Source organism: Streptomyces sp. CB01201 (assembly GCF_002803085.1).
In the GTDB taxonomy this organism is placed as follows: Bacteria; Actinomycetota; Actinomycetes; order Streptomycetales; family Streptomycetaceae; genus Streptomyces; species Streptomyces hundungensis.
In genome coordinates this window covers 198,322-213,956 of record NZ_NNBJ01000006.1, presented here as the reverse complement: position 1 = coordinate 213,956, position 15,635 = coordinate 198,322, and the positions used below count along the sequence as shown (strand labels likewise).

12 protein-coding genes are annotated in these 15,635 nt (G+C 69.4%); 10 read left to right on the top strand and 2 right to left on the bottom strand.

The annotated features are described in order from the left end of the window. Positions 1–325: 325 nt before the first annotated feature. The 3 genes from CG740_RS15080 (at position 326) to CG740_RS15070 (ending at position 3,491) form a co-directional block, all read left to right on the top strand. Positions 326–1,009: a PadR family transcriptional regulator gene (locus tag CG740_RS15080; RefSeq protein WP_100575635.1), complete on the top strand. Its 684-nt coding sequence runs from the start codon at positions 326–328 to the stop codon at positions 1,007–1,009. A 50-nt stretch (positions 1,010–1,059) separates the two neighbouring features. Beyond that, positions 1,060–2,142: an inositol-3-phosphate synthase gene (locus CG740_RS15075; protein ID WP_100575634.1), complete on the top strand. Its 1,083-nt coding sequence runs from the start codon at positions 1,060–1,062 to the stop codon at positions 2,140–2,142. A gap of 80 nt (positions 2,143–2,222) precedes the next feature. Next, positions 2,223–3,491 (top strand): MFS transporter, encoded by a 1,269-nt coding sequence (locus CG740_RS15070; RefSeq protein WP_100575633.1) that lies wholly within the window; start codon positions 2,223–2,225, stop codon positions 3,489–3,491. A gap of 120 nt (positions 3,492–3,611) precedes the next feature. On the opposite strand, the gene CG740_RS15065 is transcribed toward CG740_RS15070, so the two are convergent. After that, positions 3,612–5,054 (bottom strand): CCA tRNA nucleotidyltransferase, encoded by a 1,443-nt coding sequence (locus tag CG740_RS15065; protein ID WP_100575632.1) that lies wholly within the window; start codon positions 5,052–5,054, stop codon positions 3,612–3,614. 193 nt (positions 5,055–5,247) lie between these two features. On the opposite strand from CG740_RS15065, the gene CG740_RS15060 reads away from it, so the two are divergent. The 7 genes from CG740_RS15060 (at position 5,248) to trxA (ending at position 14,879) form a co-directional block, all read left to right on the top strand. Further along, positions 5,248–7,572 (top strand): DUF6049 family protein, encoded by a 2,325-nt coding sequence (locus tag CG740_RS15060; RefSeq protein WP_100575631.1) that lies wholly within the window; start codon positions 5,248–5,250, stop codon positions 7,570–7,572. 45 nt (positions 7,573–7,617) lie between these two features. Continuing rightward, positions 7,618–9,786 (top strand): murein biosynthesis integral membrane protein MurJ, encoded by a 2,169-nt coding sequence (gene murJ, locus CG740_RS15055; protein WP_100575630.1) that lies wholly within the window; start codon positions 7,618–7,620, stop codon positions 9,784–9,786. A 128-nt stretch (positions 9,787–9,914) separates the two neighbouring features. Next, a complete protein-coding gene (locus CG740_RS15050) occupies positions 9,915–11,657 on the top strand; it encodes a protein kinase family protein (protein WP_100575629.1) in 1,743 nt (580 codons plus the stop codon). Between the two features lie 25 nt (positions 11,658–11,682). After that, a complete protein-coding gene (gene sigM / locus CG740_RS15045; protein ID WP_100575628.1) occupies positions 11,683–12,387 on the top strand; it encodes an RNA polymerase sigma factor SigM in 705 nt (234 codons plus the stop codon). Beyond that, positions 12,384–13,391: an anti-sigma factor family protein gene (locus CG740_RS15040; protein WP_100575627.1), complete on the top strand. Its 1,008-nt coding sequence runs from the start codon at positions 12,384–12,386 to the stop codon at positions 13,389–13,391. The genes sigM and CG740_RS15040 overlap by 4 nt, the downstream gene beginning before the upstream one ends. Positions 13,392–13,530: 139 nt before the next feature. Next, positions 13,531–14,490, top strand: coding sequence for a thioredoxin-disulfide reductase (gene trxB / locus CG740_RS15035; RefSeq protein WP_100575626.1), 960 nt, complete (start codon positions 13,531–13,533; stop codon positions 14,488–14,490). 53 nt (positions 14,491–14,543) lie between these two features. Then, positions 14,544–14,879 (top strand): thioredoxin, encoded by a 336-nt coding sequence (trxA, locus tag CG740_RS15030; protein ID WP_100575625.1) that lies wholly within the window; start codon positions 14,544–14,546, stop codon positions 14,877–14,879. A gap of 49 nt (positions 14,880–14,928) precedes the next feature. Here trxA and CG740_RS15025 read toward each other — a convergent pair whose 3' ends face one another. After that, complete coding sequence (locus CG740_RS15025) at positions 14,929–15,546, bottom strand: GNAT family N-acetyltransferase (RefSeq protein ID WP_100575624.1); 618 nt, start codon at positions 15,544–15,546, stop codon at positions 14,929–14,931. Positions 15,547–15,635: the final 89 nt, after the last annotated feature.

The following is a 15,635-nucleotide window of genomic DNA, read 5'->3' as shown; positions in this document are numbered from 1 at the left end:
TTCCTGTCCCCCCAGTGCACGAGCCGGTCCTCGGAAGGAGCCGGCCGCGCTGCATCCCGTGTGCCGATGACGCTGAACACGCCGACGCCCCCTGACGTCACTCGGCACACAGTGATCTGCATGGCGCACAGACTACGCACGCTCAAAACCTCCCTAGGGCCGAAGTTCACCCCAAATCAGGCAACTTGCCTCCTGTGAATTGATGATGTGACGCCGTTCACCACGGTCCCTCTTGTCGCAGCCGCGACGCGGCCCTATCGTGCTGATGTATCGAGTCGATACATCAGCACGGCATAAAGGTCCCCGACGACCGAGGAGGCGAAGGATGAGCAGACGCTCCGGCATCCTCGAATTCGCCGTACTCGGACTGCTCCGCGAGGCCCCGATGCACGGTTATGAGCTGCGCAAGCGGCTCAACACCTCGCTGGGAATCTTCCGGGCCTTCAGTTACGGGACCCTCTATCCCTGCCTCAAGACGCTGGTCGCCAACGGCTGGTTGATCGAGGAGCCGGGCAGCGCTCCGGAGGATGCGCTTGCCGCTTCACTCGCAGGGCGCCGCGCCAAGATCGTCTACCGGTTGACGGCGGAAGGTAAGGAGCACTTCGAGGAGCTGCTCTCCCACACCGGCCCCGACACCTGGGAGGACGAGCACTTCGCCGCCCGTTTCGCCTTCTTCGGCCAGACGGAGCGAGAGGTGCGGATGCGCGTGCTGGAAGGTCGTCGCAGCCGGCTGGAGGAGCGCCTCGAAAAGATGCGTGCCTCCCTGTCCCGTACGCGCGAGCGCCTGGACGACTACACGCTTGAGCTACAGCGTCACGGCATGGAGTCCGTGGAGCGCGAAGTGCGCTGGCTGAACGAGCTCATCGAGAGCGAGCGGGCGGGACGGGATCAGCGATCCGGCCCCGCCACCGGCTCCGCTCAGCAGGACCACACATCAGGAGAGACGGGCGGTCTGCCCCGGCACCGGGACAGCACCCGGCCGGATCCGTCCGAGGACACCGCCAACTGAAGGCCCTGCGTACGCAGGACTTCGAAGAGATCGAACAGGGAGCAACCGGAATGGGTTCGGTTCGCGTAGCCATCGTCGGCGTGGGCAACTGCGCCGCCTCGCTGGTGCAGGGCGTCGAGTACTACAAGGACGCCGACCCGGCCACCAAGGTCCCGGGTCTGATGCACGTCCAGTTCGGCGACTACCACGTCGGTGACGTGGAGTTCGTCGCCGCGTTCGACGTCGACGCCAAGAAGGTCGGCCTCGACCTCTCGGACGCCATCGGCGCCAGCGAGAACAACACCATCAAGATCTGCGACGTCCCGAACAAGGGCGTCACGGTCCAGCGCGGCCACACCCTGGACGGTCTCGGCAAGTACTACCGGATGACCATCGAGGAGTCCGCCGAGGCTCCCGTGGACGTCGTCCAGGTCCTCAAGGACCAGCAGGTCGACGTTCTGGTCTGCTACCTGCCGGTCGGCTCCGAGGACGCGGCGAAGTTCTACGCGCAGTGCGCCATCGACGCCAAGGTCGCGTTCGTCAACGCCCTCCCGGTCTTCATCGCCGGCACCAAGGAGTGGGCGGACAAGTTCACCGAGGCCGGCGTCCCGATCGTCGGCGACGACATCAAGTCGCAGGTCGGCGCCACCATCACGCACCGCGTGATGGCGAAGCTGTTCGAGGACCGCGGTGTCCGTCTTGAGCGCACCATGCAGCTCAACGTCGGCGGCAACATGGACTTCAAGAACATGCTGGAGCGCGACCGCCTGGAGTCCAAGAAGATCTCGAAGACGCAGGCCGTCACCTCGCAGATCCCGGACCGCGACATGGGCGAGAAGAACGTCCACATCGGCCCCTCGGACTACGTCGCCTGGCTGGACGACCGCAAGTGGGCGTACGTGCGCCTTGAGGGCCGCGCCTTCGGTGACGTTCCGCTGAACCTTGAGTACAAGCTTGAGGTCTGGGACTCCCCGAACTCCGCGGGCGTCATCATCGACGCGCTGCGCGCCGCGAAGATCGCCAAGGACCGCGGCATCGGCGGTCCGATCCTGTCGGCGTCGAGCTACTTCATGAAGTCCCCGCCGGTGCAGTACTTCGACGACGAGGCCTTCGCCAACGTCGAGAAGTTCATCAAGGGTGAGGTCGAGCGCTAGAGCTCGCATCCTGAACGGCTGAGGGTCCCTGTGTGCCAGCTGGCGCACGGGGACCCTTTTCATATGTGACGCTTGCTCACATGCCCGTCGTACGTGACCTATGCGTGCTCCTGCGTCTGAAGCACTTCCGGCATCTGCTGGCGGTACGCCTGTTGTCCCAGGCCGCGGACGGCGTCTATCAGGTCGCCCTGGCCACCTACGTCGTCTTCTCCCCCGAGAAACAGGCATCCCCCGGCGCGATCGCCTCCGCCATGGCCGTCCTGCTCCTGCCGTACTCGCTGGTGGGGCCGTTCGCGGGAGTTCTGCTCGACCGTTGGCGACGGCGCTCGGTCTTCCTCTACGGCAACCTCCTGCGGGCCCTCCTCGCCGGCTGCACGGCACTGCTCGTGCTCGGATCCGCGCCCGACTGGCTCTTCTACGCCTCCGCACTGGCCGTGACGGCCGTCAACCGCTTCGTCCTCGCCGGGCTCTCCGCGTCCCTGCCCCGGGTGGTCGACGCCGAGCGCCTCGTGATGGCCAACTCGCTCTCCCCGACAGCCGGAACGCTGGCGGCGACCGCGGGCGGTGGCCTTGCCTTCGCCCTGCGACTGGTGGTCGACGCGGACGCCGCCACCGTCCTTCTCGGCGCCGTCCTCTATCTCTGCGCCTCCCTCGCCTCGCTGCGCCTTCCCCCCGGCCTGCTCGGGCCCGATCCCACCGGCGCCCGGCCCGGCCTCGCCGCGGTGCTCAGCTCGACGGCCCGCGGACTCGCCGACGGCGTACGGCACTTGAGCCGGCGCAGGCCGGCGGCCCTGGTGCTCACCGCAATGACCTTGATGCGGTTCTGCTACGGCGCCCTGACCGTGATGCTCCTGATGCTGTGCCGGTACGCCTGGACCGACGGGGCGGAGCGGAACACCGGTACGGGCGGCCTCGCGCTGCTCGGACTCGCCGTCGGCGTCTCGGGGGCGGGCTTCTTCGCGGCGGCCGTCCTGACCCCGTGGACGGTCGCGCGGCTCGGCCCGTTCCGGTGGATCGTGGTGTGCTCGGCGGCCGCCGCCGTCCTCGTACCGGCGCTCGGCCTGCCCTTCGCACCCACGCCGATGCTGGTCGCCGCATTCGTCCTGGGCCTCATCACCCAGGGCGCGAAGATCACTACAGACACGGTGATCCAGTCCACGGTGGACGACTCCTACCGCGGCCGGATCTTCTCCCTCTACGACGTCCTGTTCAACATGGCGTTCGTCGGGGCCGCCGCGGTCGCTGCCCTGATGCTTCCGGCAGACGGCCGCTCCGCCCCCCTCGTCGTCACCGTGGCTCTCCTCTACACGGCGGTGGCCGCATTCATGATCCGCTTCTCGCGCACCTGAGGGATACGCCGAGGCGGCAGGTGTCGGTGGCCGAGCGATAGAGAGGCGGGGGGCGGTGTTTCACGTGAAACACCGCCCCCCGCCTCTCGCCGTCACGTCATGTTTCACGTGAAACAGACCTCAGCCCCGCGAGGCCCACCACTCCTTCAGGGCCGCGACCGCCGCGTCATGCTCCATCGGCCCGTTCTCCAAGCGCAGTTCCAGCAGGTGCTTGTACGCCTCGCCGATCGCCGGCCCCGGGCCGACCCCCAGGATCTCCATGATCTGGTTGCCATCGAGGTCGGGGCGGATCGAGTCCAGCTCCTCCTGCTGCTGAAGCTCCGCGATGCGGTCCTCCAGGCCGTCGTAGGCACGGGACAACGCGCTCGCCTTGCGCTTGTTGCGCGTGGTGCAGTCCGAGCGGGTCAGCTTGTGCAGCCGGTCGAGGAGCGGCCCGGCGTCACGGACGTACCGGCGCACGGCCGAGTCGGTCCACTCCCCGGTGCCGTACCCATGGAAGCGCAGATGCAGCTCGACCAGCTTGGAGACGTCCTTGACCATCTCGTTCGAGTACTTCAGCGCGGTCATCCGCTTCTTGGTCATCTTCGCGCCGACCACCTCGTGGTGGTGGAAGGAGACCCGTCCGTCCGATTCGAAGCGTCGCGTCCTCGGCTTGCCGATGTCGTGCAGCAGCGCCGCGAGGCGCAGCACGAGGTCCGGGCCGTCCTGCTCCAGATCGATCGCCTGGTCCAGCACGGTCAGCGAGTGCTCGTAGACGTCCTTGTGCCGGTGGTGTTCGTCACTCTCAAGCCGCAGGGCGGGCAGCTCCGGCAGGACGTGCTCGGCCAGACCCGTGTCCACCAGGAGCCGCAGCCCCTTCTTCGGGTGGGCCGAGAGCAGCAGCTTGTTGAGTTCGTCCCGTACCCGTTCCGCCGAGACGATCTCGATACGGGCGGACATGTCCGTCATGGCGGTCACGACCTCGGGAGCCACCTCGAAGTCCAGCTGGGCGGCGAAGCGCGCGGCTCGCATCATCCGCAGCGGGTCGTCCGAGAAGGACTCCTCAGGCGTCCCGGGCGTGCGCAGCATCCGCGCCGCGAGGTCTTCAAGGCCTCCGTACGGGTCGACGAACTCCTTCTGCGGCAACGCCACGGCCATCGCGTTGACGGTGAAGTCCCGTCGCACCAGGTCGTCCTCGATGGAGTCGCCGTAGGACACCTCGGGCTTGCGCGAGGTGCGGTCGTACGCCTCGGACCGGTAGGTCGTGACCTCGATCTGGTAGCCGTCCTTCTGGCAGCCGACCGTGCCGAAGGCGATCCCGACCTCCCAGACCGCGTCGGCCCACGGCCGCACGATCTTCAGCACGTCCTCGGGACGGGCGTCCGTGGTGAAGTCCAGGTCGTTTCCGAGCCGCCCGAGCAGAGCGTCCCGGACCGAGCCGCCGACGAGGGCGAGCGAGAACCCCGCCTCCTCGAATCGGATGGCGAGGTCGTCCGCGACGGGGGACACCCGCAGCAGTTCGCTCACCGCGCGGCGCTGCACCTGGCTCAGTGCACTGGGATTGTCTTCATTGGCGTTCGGCACAACAGAAAAGGGTACGTGGCCCGACCGACCGGGTCGTCACCGTTTAATGCGGGACCCGGTATGCGCGGCCGCCCGTCCGTGCGGCACTCTTCCGATCATGTGGAGCAGTCCGCGGCACTTCGCCACAGTCCGCATCGTTACCATGCGTGGACGCAGCAACCGACAGCGACGACAGCGAGGGACGGGCGAGCGCGTGGCCGAGGCGGCAGATATCCAGGGGATGACTCCCTCTCCTGCCCGCCGGTGGCTCCGGCGTACGGCGGCACTGCTCGTCGGCGCCCCCTTGTTCGCCGGTCTGCTGTCCGCCACGGCCACCTCGGCGGCACACGCTGCCACGGACGCGGTGAGCGGCCAGAGCGTCCAGGTCTCGCTCGACTCGGTGGCCCCTCAGGCGCCGGTCAAGAGCGACACGCTGACGATCTCCGGCACGGTGACCAACACCGGCAACCAGGCCGTCACCAGCGCCCATGTGGGACTGCGGGTGGGCCAGAAGCTCTCCGGCCGCTCGGCGATCGACGAGGCGGCGCGTCACAGCGCCACCAGTTCGGCGACCGACGGCGCCGAACTCAGCGACGGCCCGACGGTGAAGTTCGCCAAGCTGAACGCGGGGACCAGCCAGGACTTCACGCTCTCGGTGCCCGTGGCCAAGCTGGGCCTGGGCGACGACGGGGTGTATCAGCTCGGCGTGTCCCTGTCGGGTCAGACCGCGAACCAGCACTACGACCAGATGCTCGGCATCCAGCACACGCTCCTGCCCTGGCAGCCGGACGCCGTCGACGGCAAGAAGAGCCAGCTCACCTTCCTGTGGCCGCTGATCTCCTCGTCCCACCTCACCGCCCAGACCGGCTCGGACGCCCAGCAGACGCCGGTGTTCGCCGATGATTCCCTGGCCCGGGACATCGGGCCCGGTGGCCGCCTTGAGCAGATGGTCTCGCTCGGCAAGCAGCTGCCCGTGACCTGGGTGATCGACCCCGACCTGCTGGCCACCGTCGACGCGATGACCCGGAACTACAAGATCAAGGTCGGCGACAGCCTGGTCAACGGCACCGGCCAGGATGTCGCCAAGGCGTGGCTGAGCCAGCTGGAAGCCTCGGTCCAGGGCGAGAAGGTGGTCGCGCTGCCATTCGCCGACCCGGATCTCGCCTCGCTCGCCCACCACGGCCGGGACGTCCCCGGCTCCCTCGGTCATCTGCAGAGCGCCACCGAGGTCGCACAGAAGACCGTCGACACGATCCTGCACGTGACCCCGTCGGTCGACTACGCCTGGCCCGTGGACGGCGCCGTCGACCCGTCGATCGTGGACGTGGCCACCTCGGCCGGCGCGCACAACGTGATCGCGCGCAGCGACAGCCTGCGCGACGGCGCGCTGGCCTACACGCCCACGGCGGCCAGGCCGATCGGCGGTGGTGCCAACGCCATCGTCGCCGACGCCCGGCTCTCCACCGCCTTCCAGGGGGACATGTCCCTGGCGAACACCTCGACCCTGGCCGTGCAGGAATTCCTGGCGCAGACTCTCGCGACGACGCTCCAGGACACCGACAAGCAGCGCAGCATCGTCGTCGCCCCGCAACGCATGCCGACCGTCAGCCAGGCCCAGACGATGGCCACCGCACTGCACGCGCTGGATCCCCAGCGCTGGACCCAGCCCCTCGTCGACCTCGGCGCGGCGGCCGCCACCAAGCCCGATCCGCTCGCCACGACGCGGGTGCCCGGCGCGGGCGCCTACCCCGACGCGCTGCGCCAGCAGGAACTGCCGCTCGACGCCTTCCAGGACATGAAGGACACCCAGGGCACCCTGGAGCGGTTCAAGGTGATCCTGACTGCGCCCGACCGGGTGGTCACGCCCTTCGGCAACGCGATCAACCGCGAGATGTCCACGTCGTGGCGCGGCGATTCGGGCGGCGCTCAGAACTACCGCTCGGGCGTTCAGCTCTACCTGGACGGCCTGGCCGATCAGGTCCATCTCATCCAGAAGTCGACCGCCACCATGTCCGGGCGCAGCGCGACCATCGCCGTCACCGTGCAGAACAAACTGGTGCAGGGCGTCGATCACCTGGTGCTCAAGATCCAGCCGAAGAGCCCCACCCGCCTGCAGCTGGGCGCCGACGGCGACGCGGTCGGTGAACAGCCGGTGAAGGTCGACGGCGACCGCAGCCAGTCGGTGAAGTTCACCGCGATCGCCAACGCCAACGGTCCCGTCCCGGTGACAGCGCGGCTCTACACCCAGGACGGCACGCCGTACGGTGAGCCGATGGAGTTCACCGTCCAGGTCTCCGAGATCACTCCGACGGTGATGCTGGTCATCGCGGGCGGCGTCCTGCTCCTGGTGCTCGCCGGCATCAGGATGTACACCCATCGCAAGCGTTCCATGGCTCGTGAGGAGTCCGAGGGCGACGACGATCCGGGCCAGTCGAACGGTTCGGCGGACGCCGATCCCGGGCAGCCGAGTGACCCGACACCGGACACCGGTCCGGAAAGCGGGGCCACGCCCGGCCCGGGTGAGAAAGTGGACCATTGAGCTATGTCGTGGCCGGTCGGCCGGGGACGATGAGGTGGGGTAACCATGAACGCGCCGTACGACGGTGACCGTGGGCAGGGCAGCGGCAGCGGCGCCGCGCCCTCCGGGGGCACGCCTCCGGCACCCGCCCAGGCGGGGCAGATCCCGCCGCCGCAGTCCGCTCCGGACCCGTACGTCCAGGACGCCTACGCCTACGACCCGTACCGGTCGCAGGACCTGTCCGCCCAGGACCCGGTGACCGAGGCGCTCTACGACCGCGCGGCGCATCCGCCGCCGCCCCCGGGCACCTACGCGGATCAGCAGCCGCTCTACCAGCAGCCCGCCGCGCAGCAGTACGCACCCGACCCGCGGATCTGGGCCCAGACCCCGCCGCCCGAGCCCGAGGGCCCCTCGCGCCATCTGCCCTACGGCGACGACGCGCGGACCACTCAGTTCGTGGGCGTCGACGACCTGGTCACGCAGGCGGGCGAGGAACTGCCCGAGCAGGATGCCTTCGCGCACCTCTACCGGGACCAGCAGCAGGTGGGCCAGCCCCCGGCCCCCGCGGTGCCGGAACCCGTTGCCGCCCCGCCCCGCAAGCCGGCCGGCCGCGCCTCCAGCCTGATGAAGTCCAGCGCGGTGATGGCCGCGGGCACCCTGGTGTCCCGGCTCACCGGCTTCGTACGCAGCCTGGTGATCACCGCGGCGCTGGGTGCCGCCCTGCTCGGTGACACCTTCACCATCGCGCTCACCCTGCCGACGATGATCTACATCCTGACCGTCGGCGGCGGCCTGAACTCGGTGTTCGTGCCCCAGCTGGTGCGCTCCATGAAGGACGACGAGGACGGCGGCGAGGCCTACGCCAACCGCCTCCTGACGCTCGTCATGGTCGCGCTCGGCACCATCGTGGCGCTCGCCGTCATCGGGGCGCCGCTGCTGATCCAGCTGATGTCGCCCACCATCGGCAACGACGCGGCCGCCAACAGCGTGGCCGTCACCTTCGCCCGGTACTGCCTGCCCACGATCTTCTTCATGGGCGTCCACGTGGTGATGGGCCAGATCCTCAACGCGCGCGGCAAATTCGGCGCGATGATGTGGACCCCGGTCCTCAACAACATCGTGATGATCTGCACGTTCGGCCTGTTCATCTGGGTCTACGGCACCTCCGCCGAGTCCCACATGGGCGTCCAGACGATCCCCCACGACGGCGTCAAGCTGCTCGGCATCGGCACCCTGCTCGGCCTCGTCGTGCAAGCCCTGGCGATGCTCCCCTATCTGCGGGAGACCGGCTTCCGGTTCCGGCCGCGCTTCGACTGGAAGGGCCACGGACTCGGCAAGACCGTCAAGCTCGCCAAGTGGACCGTGATGTTCGTGCTCGCCAACCAGGCCGGCGTCATCGTCGTCACACGGCTGGCCACGGCGGCGGGCAAGGAGTCGGGGCGGGACGGGGCCGGCTTCCTCGCCTACTCCAACGCCCAGCTGATCTGGGGCATGCCGCAGGCCATCATCACCGTCTCGGTCATGGCCGCGCTGCTGCCGCGCATCTCGCGCGCCGCGCACGACGACGACCCGGGCGCGGTCCGCGACGACATCTCGCAGGGGCTGCGCAACTCGGCCGTCGCGATCGTGCCGGTCGCCTTCGCGTTCCTCGCGCTCGGCGTCCCGATGTGCACCCTGCTGTACGCCTCCAGTGGCATCCAGGCCGCCCAGTCCATGGGATTCATCCTCATGGCGTTCGCCCTCGGTTTGATCCCGTACTCGGTGCAGTACGTCGTGCTGCGCGGCTTCTACGCCTATGAGGACACCCGCACGCCGTTCTACAACACGGTGATCGTGGCGGCCGTCAACGCGGCGGCCTCGGCCGCCTGCTACGTAGTGCTGCCCGCCCGATGGGCGGTCGTCGGCATGGCCGCCTCGTACGGCCTGGCCTACGCCGTGGGCGTCGGGGTGGCCTGGCGGCGGCTGCGCAACCGGCTGGGCGGCGACCTGGACGGCCCGCACGTCCTGCGTACGTACGCCCGCCTCTGCCTCGCCGCGGTCCCGGCCGCGGTGGTCGGTGGCGTGGTGGGCTTCGGTCTGCTGAAGTTCCTGGGCGAGGGTGCGGGAGGATCGGTCGTGGCACTGGTCGTCGGCGGTGCCGTACTGCTGGGAGTCTTCTTCGTCGCGGCCAAGCGGATGCGCATCGAAGAGCTCAACGCGATGGTCGGCATGGTCCGGGGGCGGCTCGGCCGCTGAGGCCATGGCCCGCGCACAACCATCGACGGCCACCGCGTGTCGTGCATAGTGCCGGACTGTGGGCACAATTGGCATGACTTTGCATGGCTGGCCTACAGCACGCAACGGATGGGGAGGCAGGAGCGACGGTGGCGGAACGTAGCACGGCTGCCGTCGACGTGGCCGACAACAGCGGCGACAACCCGCTGACCGCCAAGGCGGACAAGGCGACGACCGACGGGGTGACGGAGTCCATCGACACGGCAGACGCGGCGGAGCAGAGCGCGAACGGCGGCGGCGGCGAGCGCAAGGCCACCGAGCCGTCCATCGCGACGCCCGAACTGCACAGCGGTCACAAGCTGGCCAGACGCTACCGTCTTGAGGAGTGCGTCACCCGTCTGGACGGTTTCAGCAGTTGGCGTGCCGTCGACGAGAAGCTCCGCCGGGCCGTCGGCGTCCACCTGCTGCCCGCCGATCATCCGCGGGCCCGTTCCGTGCTGGCCGCCGCCCGTTCCTCCGCGCTGCTCGGCGACCCCCGCTTCGTGCAGGTCCTGGACGCCGTCGAGGAGAACGACCTCGTCTACGTCGTCCACGAGTGGCTGCCGGACGCGACCGAACTCACCGCCCTGCTGGCGCTCGGCCCGCTGGAGGCGCACGACGCCTACCAGATGGTCACCCAGGTCTCCCAGGCCATGGCGGCCGCCCATCGCGAGGGCCTCGCACATCTCAGGCTCACCCCGAGCGCGGTCCTGCGGACCTCGACGGGGCAGTACCGCATCCGTGGGCTCGCCGTGGCCGCCGCCCTGCGCGGCATCAGCTCCGACACCCCGCAGCGCAGCGACACCGAGGCCATCGGCGCGCTCCTGTACGCCGTGCTCACCCAGCGCTGGCCGTACGAGAGCGACGCCTACGGCCTGCACGGGCTGCCCAAGGGCGTCGGCCTGATCGCCCCCGACCAGGTGCGGGCGGGCGTCCACCGGGGCCTGTCCGAGCTGGCCATGCGGGCGCTGGTCAACGACGGCGCGACCGCGTCCCGCCAGGAACCGCCGTGCACCACCCCGGACGAGCTGGTCAAGGCCATCGGGGAGATGCCGCGCATCCGCCCGCCGGAGCCGGCGTTCACCGCGCCGCCCGAGTACCAGCGCACCACCTACCAGCAGGGGACGTACGGCCGGCCGGCCACCGGTCCCGGCCCCTCCGTCGCGCAGGCCGTGACGCCGCCGCCCCCACCGCTCCAGGGACGCACCGGCAAGGCGCTCAAGTGGGCCGTCTCGGCCCTCCTGATCGCCGCGCTGGGCCTCGGCAGCTGGCAGCTCGCCGACGCCCTGCTCCAGCACGACAAGGGCGGCTCCAACGAGACGGGCAACACCCAGACCACGGACCAGAGCGGCGACGAGGGCGACAAGCCGAAGGCTCCGCTGCCGCTCGCGATCCAGGGCGCCCAGGAGTACGCGCCGGACGGATTGCCGCAGGACGCGGCCGACGTGAGCAAGACCTACGACGGCAGCGCCTCGACCTACTGGCGCACCAGGAGCTTCGACGACGGCCCGGACCTGGCTCCGTCGGTGAAGGCCGGCGTGGGGATCGTGTACGACCTCGGCTCGGCCAAGGACATCTCCACCGCGTCGATACTGCTGCGATACGGCGGCGATCACACCACGATCACGCTGTACGCGGCGGACTCGCTGTCCCCGTCGGCATCGGTGGGCTCAATGACGCGGATCGCCACCGTGCAGACCAGTGGCACCAAGGCCGCTCTGAAGGCGAGCACCCCGGTCAAGTCGCGATACGTACTGCTCTGGATGACGGCGATGCCCTATTCGGGCGGCGGGGGCGATTACAGTCGCCCGGGGCACAAGCAGGCCATCACCGATGTGAAGTTCGCCGGCTGACCGAACGGCAGGGGGAGGCTCACCGTTGGACGAGGCCACACTGGGCGACATAAGCGACCAGGATCTCCTGGCCTGCCATGTCGCGGGAGACCCCGATGCCTTCGGTGAGATCGTGCGGCGTCACCGCGACCGATTGTGGGCGGTGGCGCTGCGGACGCTGGGGGACCGCGAGGAGGCCGCTGACGCCGTCCAGGACGCCCTGGTCTCCGCCTACCGGGCCGCCCACACCTTCCGCGGCCAGTCGGCCGTCACGACCTGGCTGCACCGCATCACGGTGAACGCCTGTCTGGACCGGGCCCGCAAGGCGGCCTCCCGCAAGACATCCCCGGTCGACGACGCCGAGCGCCTGGACCAGCTCCTCGAACCGCACGAGTCGGCCGAGGCGCCGGTCGAGCGCCAGGATCTGCACCGCCAGCTCATCGAGGCCCTGGGCACCCTTCCGCCGGACCAGCGCGCCGCACTCGTACTCGTCGACATGCAGGGCTACCCCGTGGCCGAGGCGGCCGAAGTGCTCGATGTCCCCACCGGCACGGTGAAAAGCCGCTGTGCCCGGGGGCGGGCACGACTGCTGCCACTCCTCACTCATCTGCGCGCCGATACGGGGGGTAGCGGTGAGTCCGGTGGGGGAAGGAACCGGACGCCGGGGACATCCGTCCCACCGGCGTCGGAAACGAACGACGCAGGACCGAGCGATTCGGCTGCCGTCAAGGGCGGAGGTGGGCACGCGTGACAACCACGACCGGAACGACACAACACCCGGACGTCTCGGAGATCTCCGAGCTCACGGAAGGCCTTCTGCCGCCGTCCCGCACCGCGGACGTCCGCCGGCACCTGGAAGGCTGCGCGCTCTGCGCCGATGTACGGGCCTCCCTTGAGGAGATCCGTGATCTGCTCGGCACTCTGCCCGGGCCGCAGCGGATGCCCGCCGACGTGGCGGGGCGCATCGACGCGGCGCTGGCCGCAGAAGCACTCCTCAACTCCACCGCCCCCGGTGCTGCCGACACCGCCACCGAAGCTGATGAACGTGAAACCAAGCATGTTTCACGTGAAACAGCCGTCGCACCGAGCCAGTCGGCGGCCGAGCCCGCCCCGGCGAGCGAACCGACGGCCGACCCCGCTCAGGCGCCCACCGGCCCGGCCCCCTCTCCGGCCGGACGCCCCGCCGGGCACAGTCGCGCGACCACGGGTCCCGGACGCGCGACCAGGGCACGCCGTCGCCGGACCGCCGTGCTCAGCGCGGTGATCGGCGCCGCCGCCGTCGGTGCCGGGATCTTCTTCGTGCAGAACATGCACTCTTCTTCGTCGTCCCCTCAGGCCGAGCGAGCCTCTTCCCAGGCTTCTTCATCCGGCGGCACCGTGTTCTCCTCGGGCACGCTCGAAAGCAGCGTCCAGTCGCTGCTGGCGCAGCACGGCGGCCAGAGTTCCGGGAAGGCCCCTTCGGCACAGATCGCGCCCTCGACGAAGAACGCCCCCGACAGCGACAACCCGTCGGACAGCCTACGCTCCGCCGCCAGCGTCCCGCCCTGTGTCCAGGCGGGCACGGGACGCCCCTCCCAGCCCCCTCTCGCCGCCGAGCAGGGCACATACGAGGGAACCAAGGTGTATCTCGTCGTGCTGCCCGATCCGGCCAATCCCGCGAACGTGGAGGCGTACCTCATCGACGCGGCCTGCGAGAACACCGGCTCCCCGGCACAGGGCAAGCTGCTGCTGACGCACTCCTATCCTCGGCACTGAGAGGCCGCGAAGGCCCCGGCACCGCGCCGCCCGTCCGGCTCGGGAATGCATCCCCCGTAGGATCCGTTGGGTGGGGTGAGAGTCCTGGACCGGGGCCCCGACAGGCAGTAGGCAGTCCGCAGAGACGAGGAAGAAACCCGTGAGCGACGTCCGTAACGTGATCATCATTGGCTCGGGGCCGGCCGGATACACGGCCGCGCTGTACACCGCACGTGCGTCGCTGAAGCCGCTGGTGTTCGAGGGCGCGGTCACCGCGGGCGGTGCCCTGATGAACACCACCGAGGTGGAGAACTTCCCCGGCTTCCAGGACGGCATCATGGGCCCGGAGCTCATGGACAACATGCGCGGCCAGGCCGAGCGCTTCGGGGCCGAGCTGGTCCCGGACGACATCGTCGCCGTCGACCTGACCGGTGAGATCAAGACCGTCACGGACACCGCGGGCACCGTCCACCGCGCCAAGGCCGTGATCGTGACCACCGGCTCGCAGCATCGCAAGCTGGGTCTGCCCAACGAGGACAAGCTCTCCGGCCGCGGCGTCTCGTGGTGCGCCACGTGCGACGGCTTCTTCTTCAAGGACCAAGACATCGCCGTGGTCGGCGGCGGTGACACCGCGATGGAGGAGGCGACCTTCCTCTCGCGCTTCGCCAAGTCGGTCACGATCGTCCACCGCCGTGACAGCCTGCGCGCCTCCAAGGCGATGCAGGAGCGTGCGTTCTCCGACGAGAAGATCAAGTTCGCATGGGAGAGCGAGGTCGCGGAGATCCACGGCGACCAGAAGCTCTCCGGTCTGACGCTGCGCAACACCAAGACCGGCGAGACGTCCGAGCTGCCCGTGACGGGCCTGTTCATCGCCGTGGGCCACGACCCGCGCACCGAGCTGTTCAAGGGCCAGCTCGACCTGGACGACGAGGGCTACCTGAAGGTCGACGCCCCGTCGACCCGTACCAACCTCACGGGTGTCTTCGGCGCCGGTGACGTCGTCGACCACACCTACCGACAGGCCATCACCGCGGCCGGCACCGGCTGCTCGGCCGCCCTGGACGCGGAGCGCTTCCTCGCCGCCCTCGCCGACAGCGAGAAGGCCGCCGCCGGCGTCTGATCCCGCCCTTCCAGCTCCCCTCCTCCCCCCCCAACACCCCTTAGGAGACTGCCGTGGCCGGCACCCTGAAGCACGTAACCGACGCCGACTTCGACGAGGTCGTCCTCAAGAGCGGCAAGCCCGTTCTCGTGGACTTCTGGGCCGAGTGGTGCGGCCCGTGCCGCCAGATCGCCCCGTCGCTTGAGGCCATCGCGGCCGAGCACGGCGACGAGATCGAGATCGTCAAGCTCAACATCGACCAGAACCCGGACACGGCCGCCAAGTACGGCGTCATGTCGATCCCGACGCTCAACGTCTACCAGGGCGGCGAGGTCGTCAAGACCATCGTCGGCGCCAAGCCGAAGGCCGCGCTGGTGCGTGACCTCGACGACTTCATCACCGCGAAGTAAGTTTCGCCGCGTTCGTTGTTTCACGTGGAACGCGCCTGCGGCGGTCGGGCTACAACGGCCTGAGGGCCGGCTCCTTCTGGACCGCTCCCAGCAGCCGGTCCAGGGCCAGCTCGACGTCTTCCTTCCAGGACAGCGTCGTCCGCAACTCAAGTCGCATCCGCGGATACCGCGGGTGGGACCGCACGGTCTTGAAGCCCACCGCCAGAAGATGGTCGGCCGGGAGCACACAGGCGGGCTCGGTCCAACGAGCGTCCCCGAACGCCTCGATCGCCTTGAAGTTGCGGCGCAGCAGATCCTTCGCGACGGTCTGCACCAGAACTCTCCCCAGCCCCTGGCCCTGATAGCCCGGCATGATCCAGGCGGTCATCAGCTGCACGGCATCGGCGGCCACCGGGCTGGTGGGAAAGGCGGTGGAGCGGGGCACATAGGCCGGAGGCGCGTAGAGCACATAGCCGACCGGAACGTCATCGACGTAGACGACCCGGCCGCAGGAGCCCCATTCCAGGAGCACGCCCGAGATCCAGGCCTCCTTCTCCAGTTCGGGTCGGCCGGCCTTTACCGCGGCCTCTCCGCTGACCGGGTCGAGTTCCCAGAAGACGCAGCCACGGCAGCGCTTGGGGAGGTCCGGAAGGTTGTCCAGCGTGAGCGGTACGAGCCGACGCCCCATGGAGGCTGTTCCTCACTTCCCTCGCCTGCCGCACCCTGCGCGGCCCACAGCGCGCTCCGCTCCCGCAACAGGCTGCCGACGAATCCGCC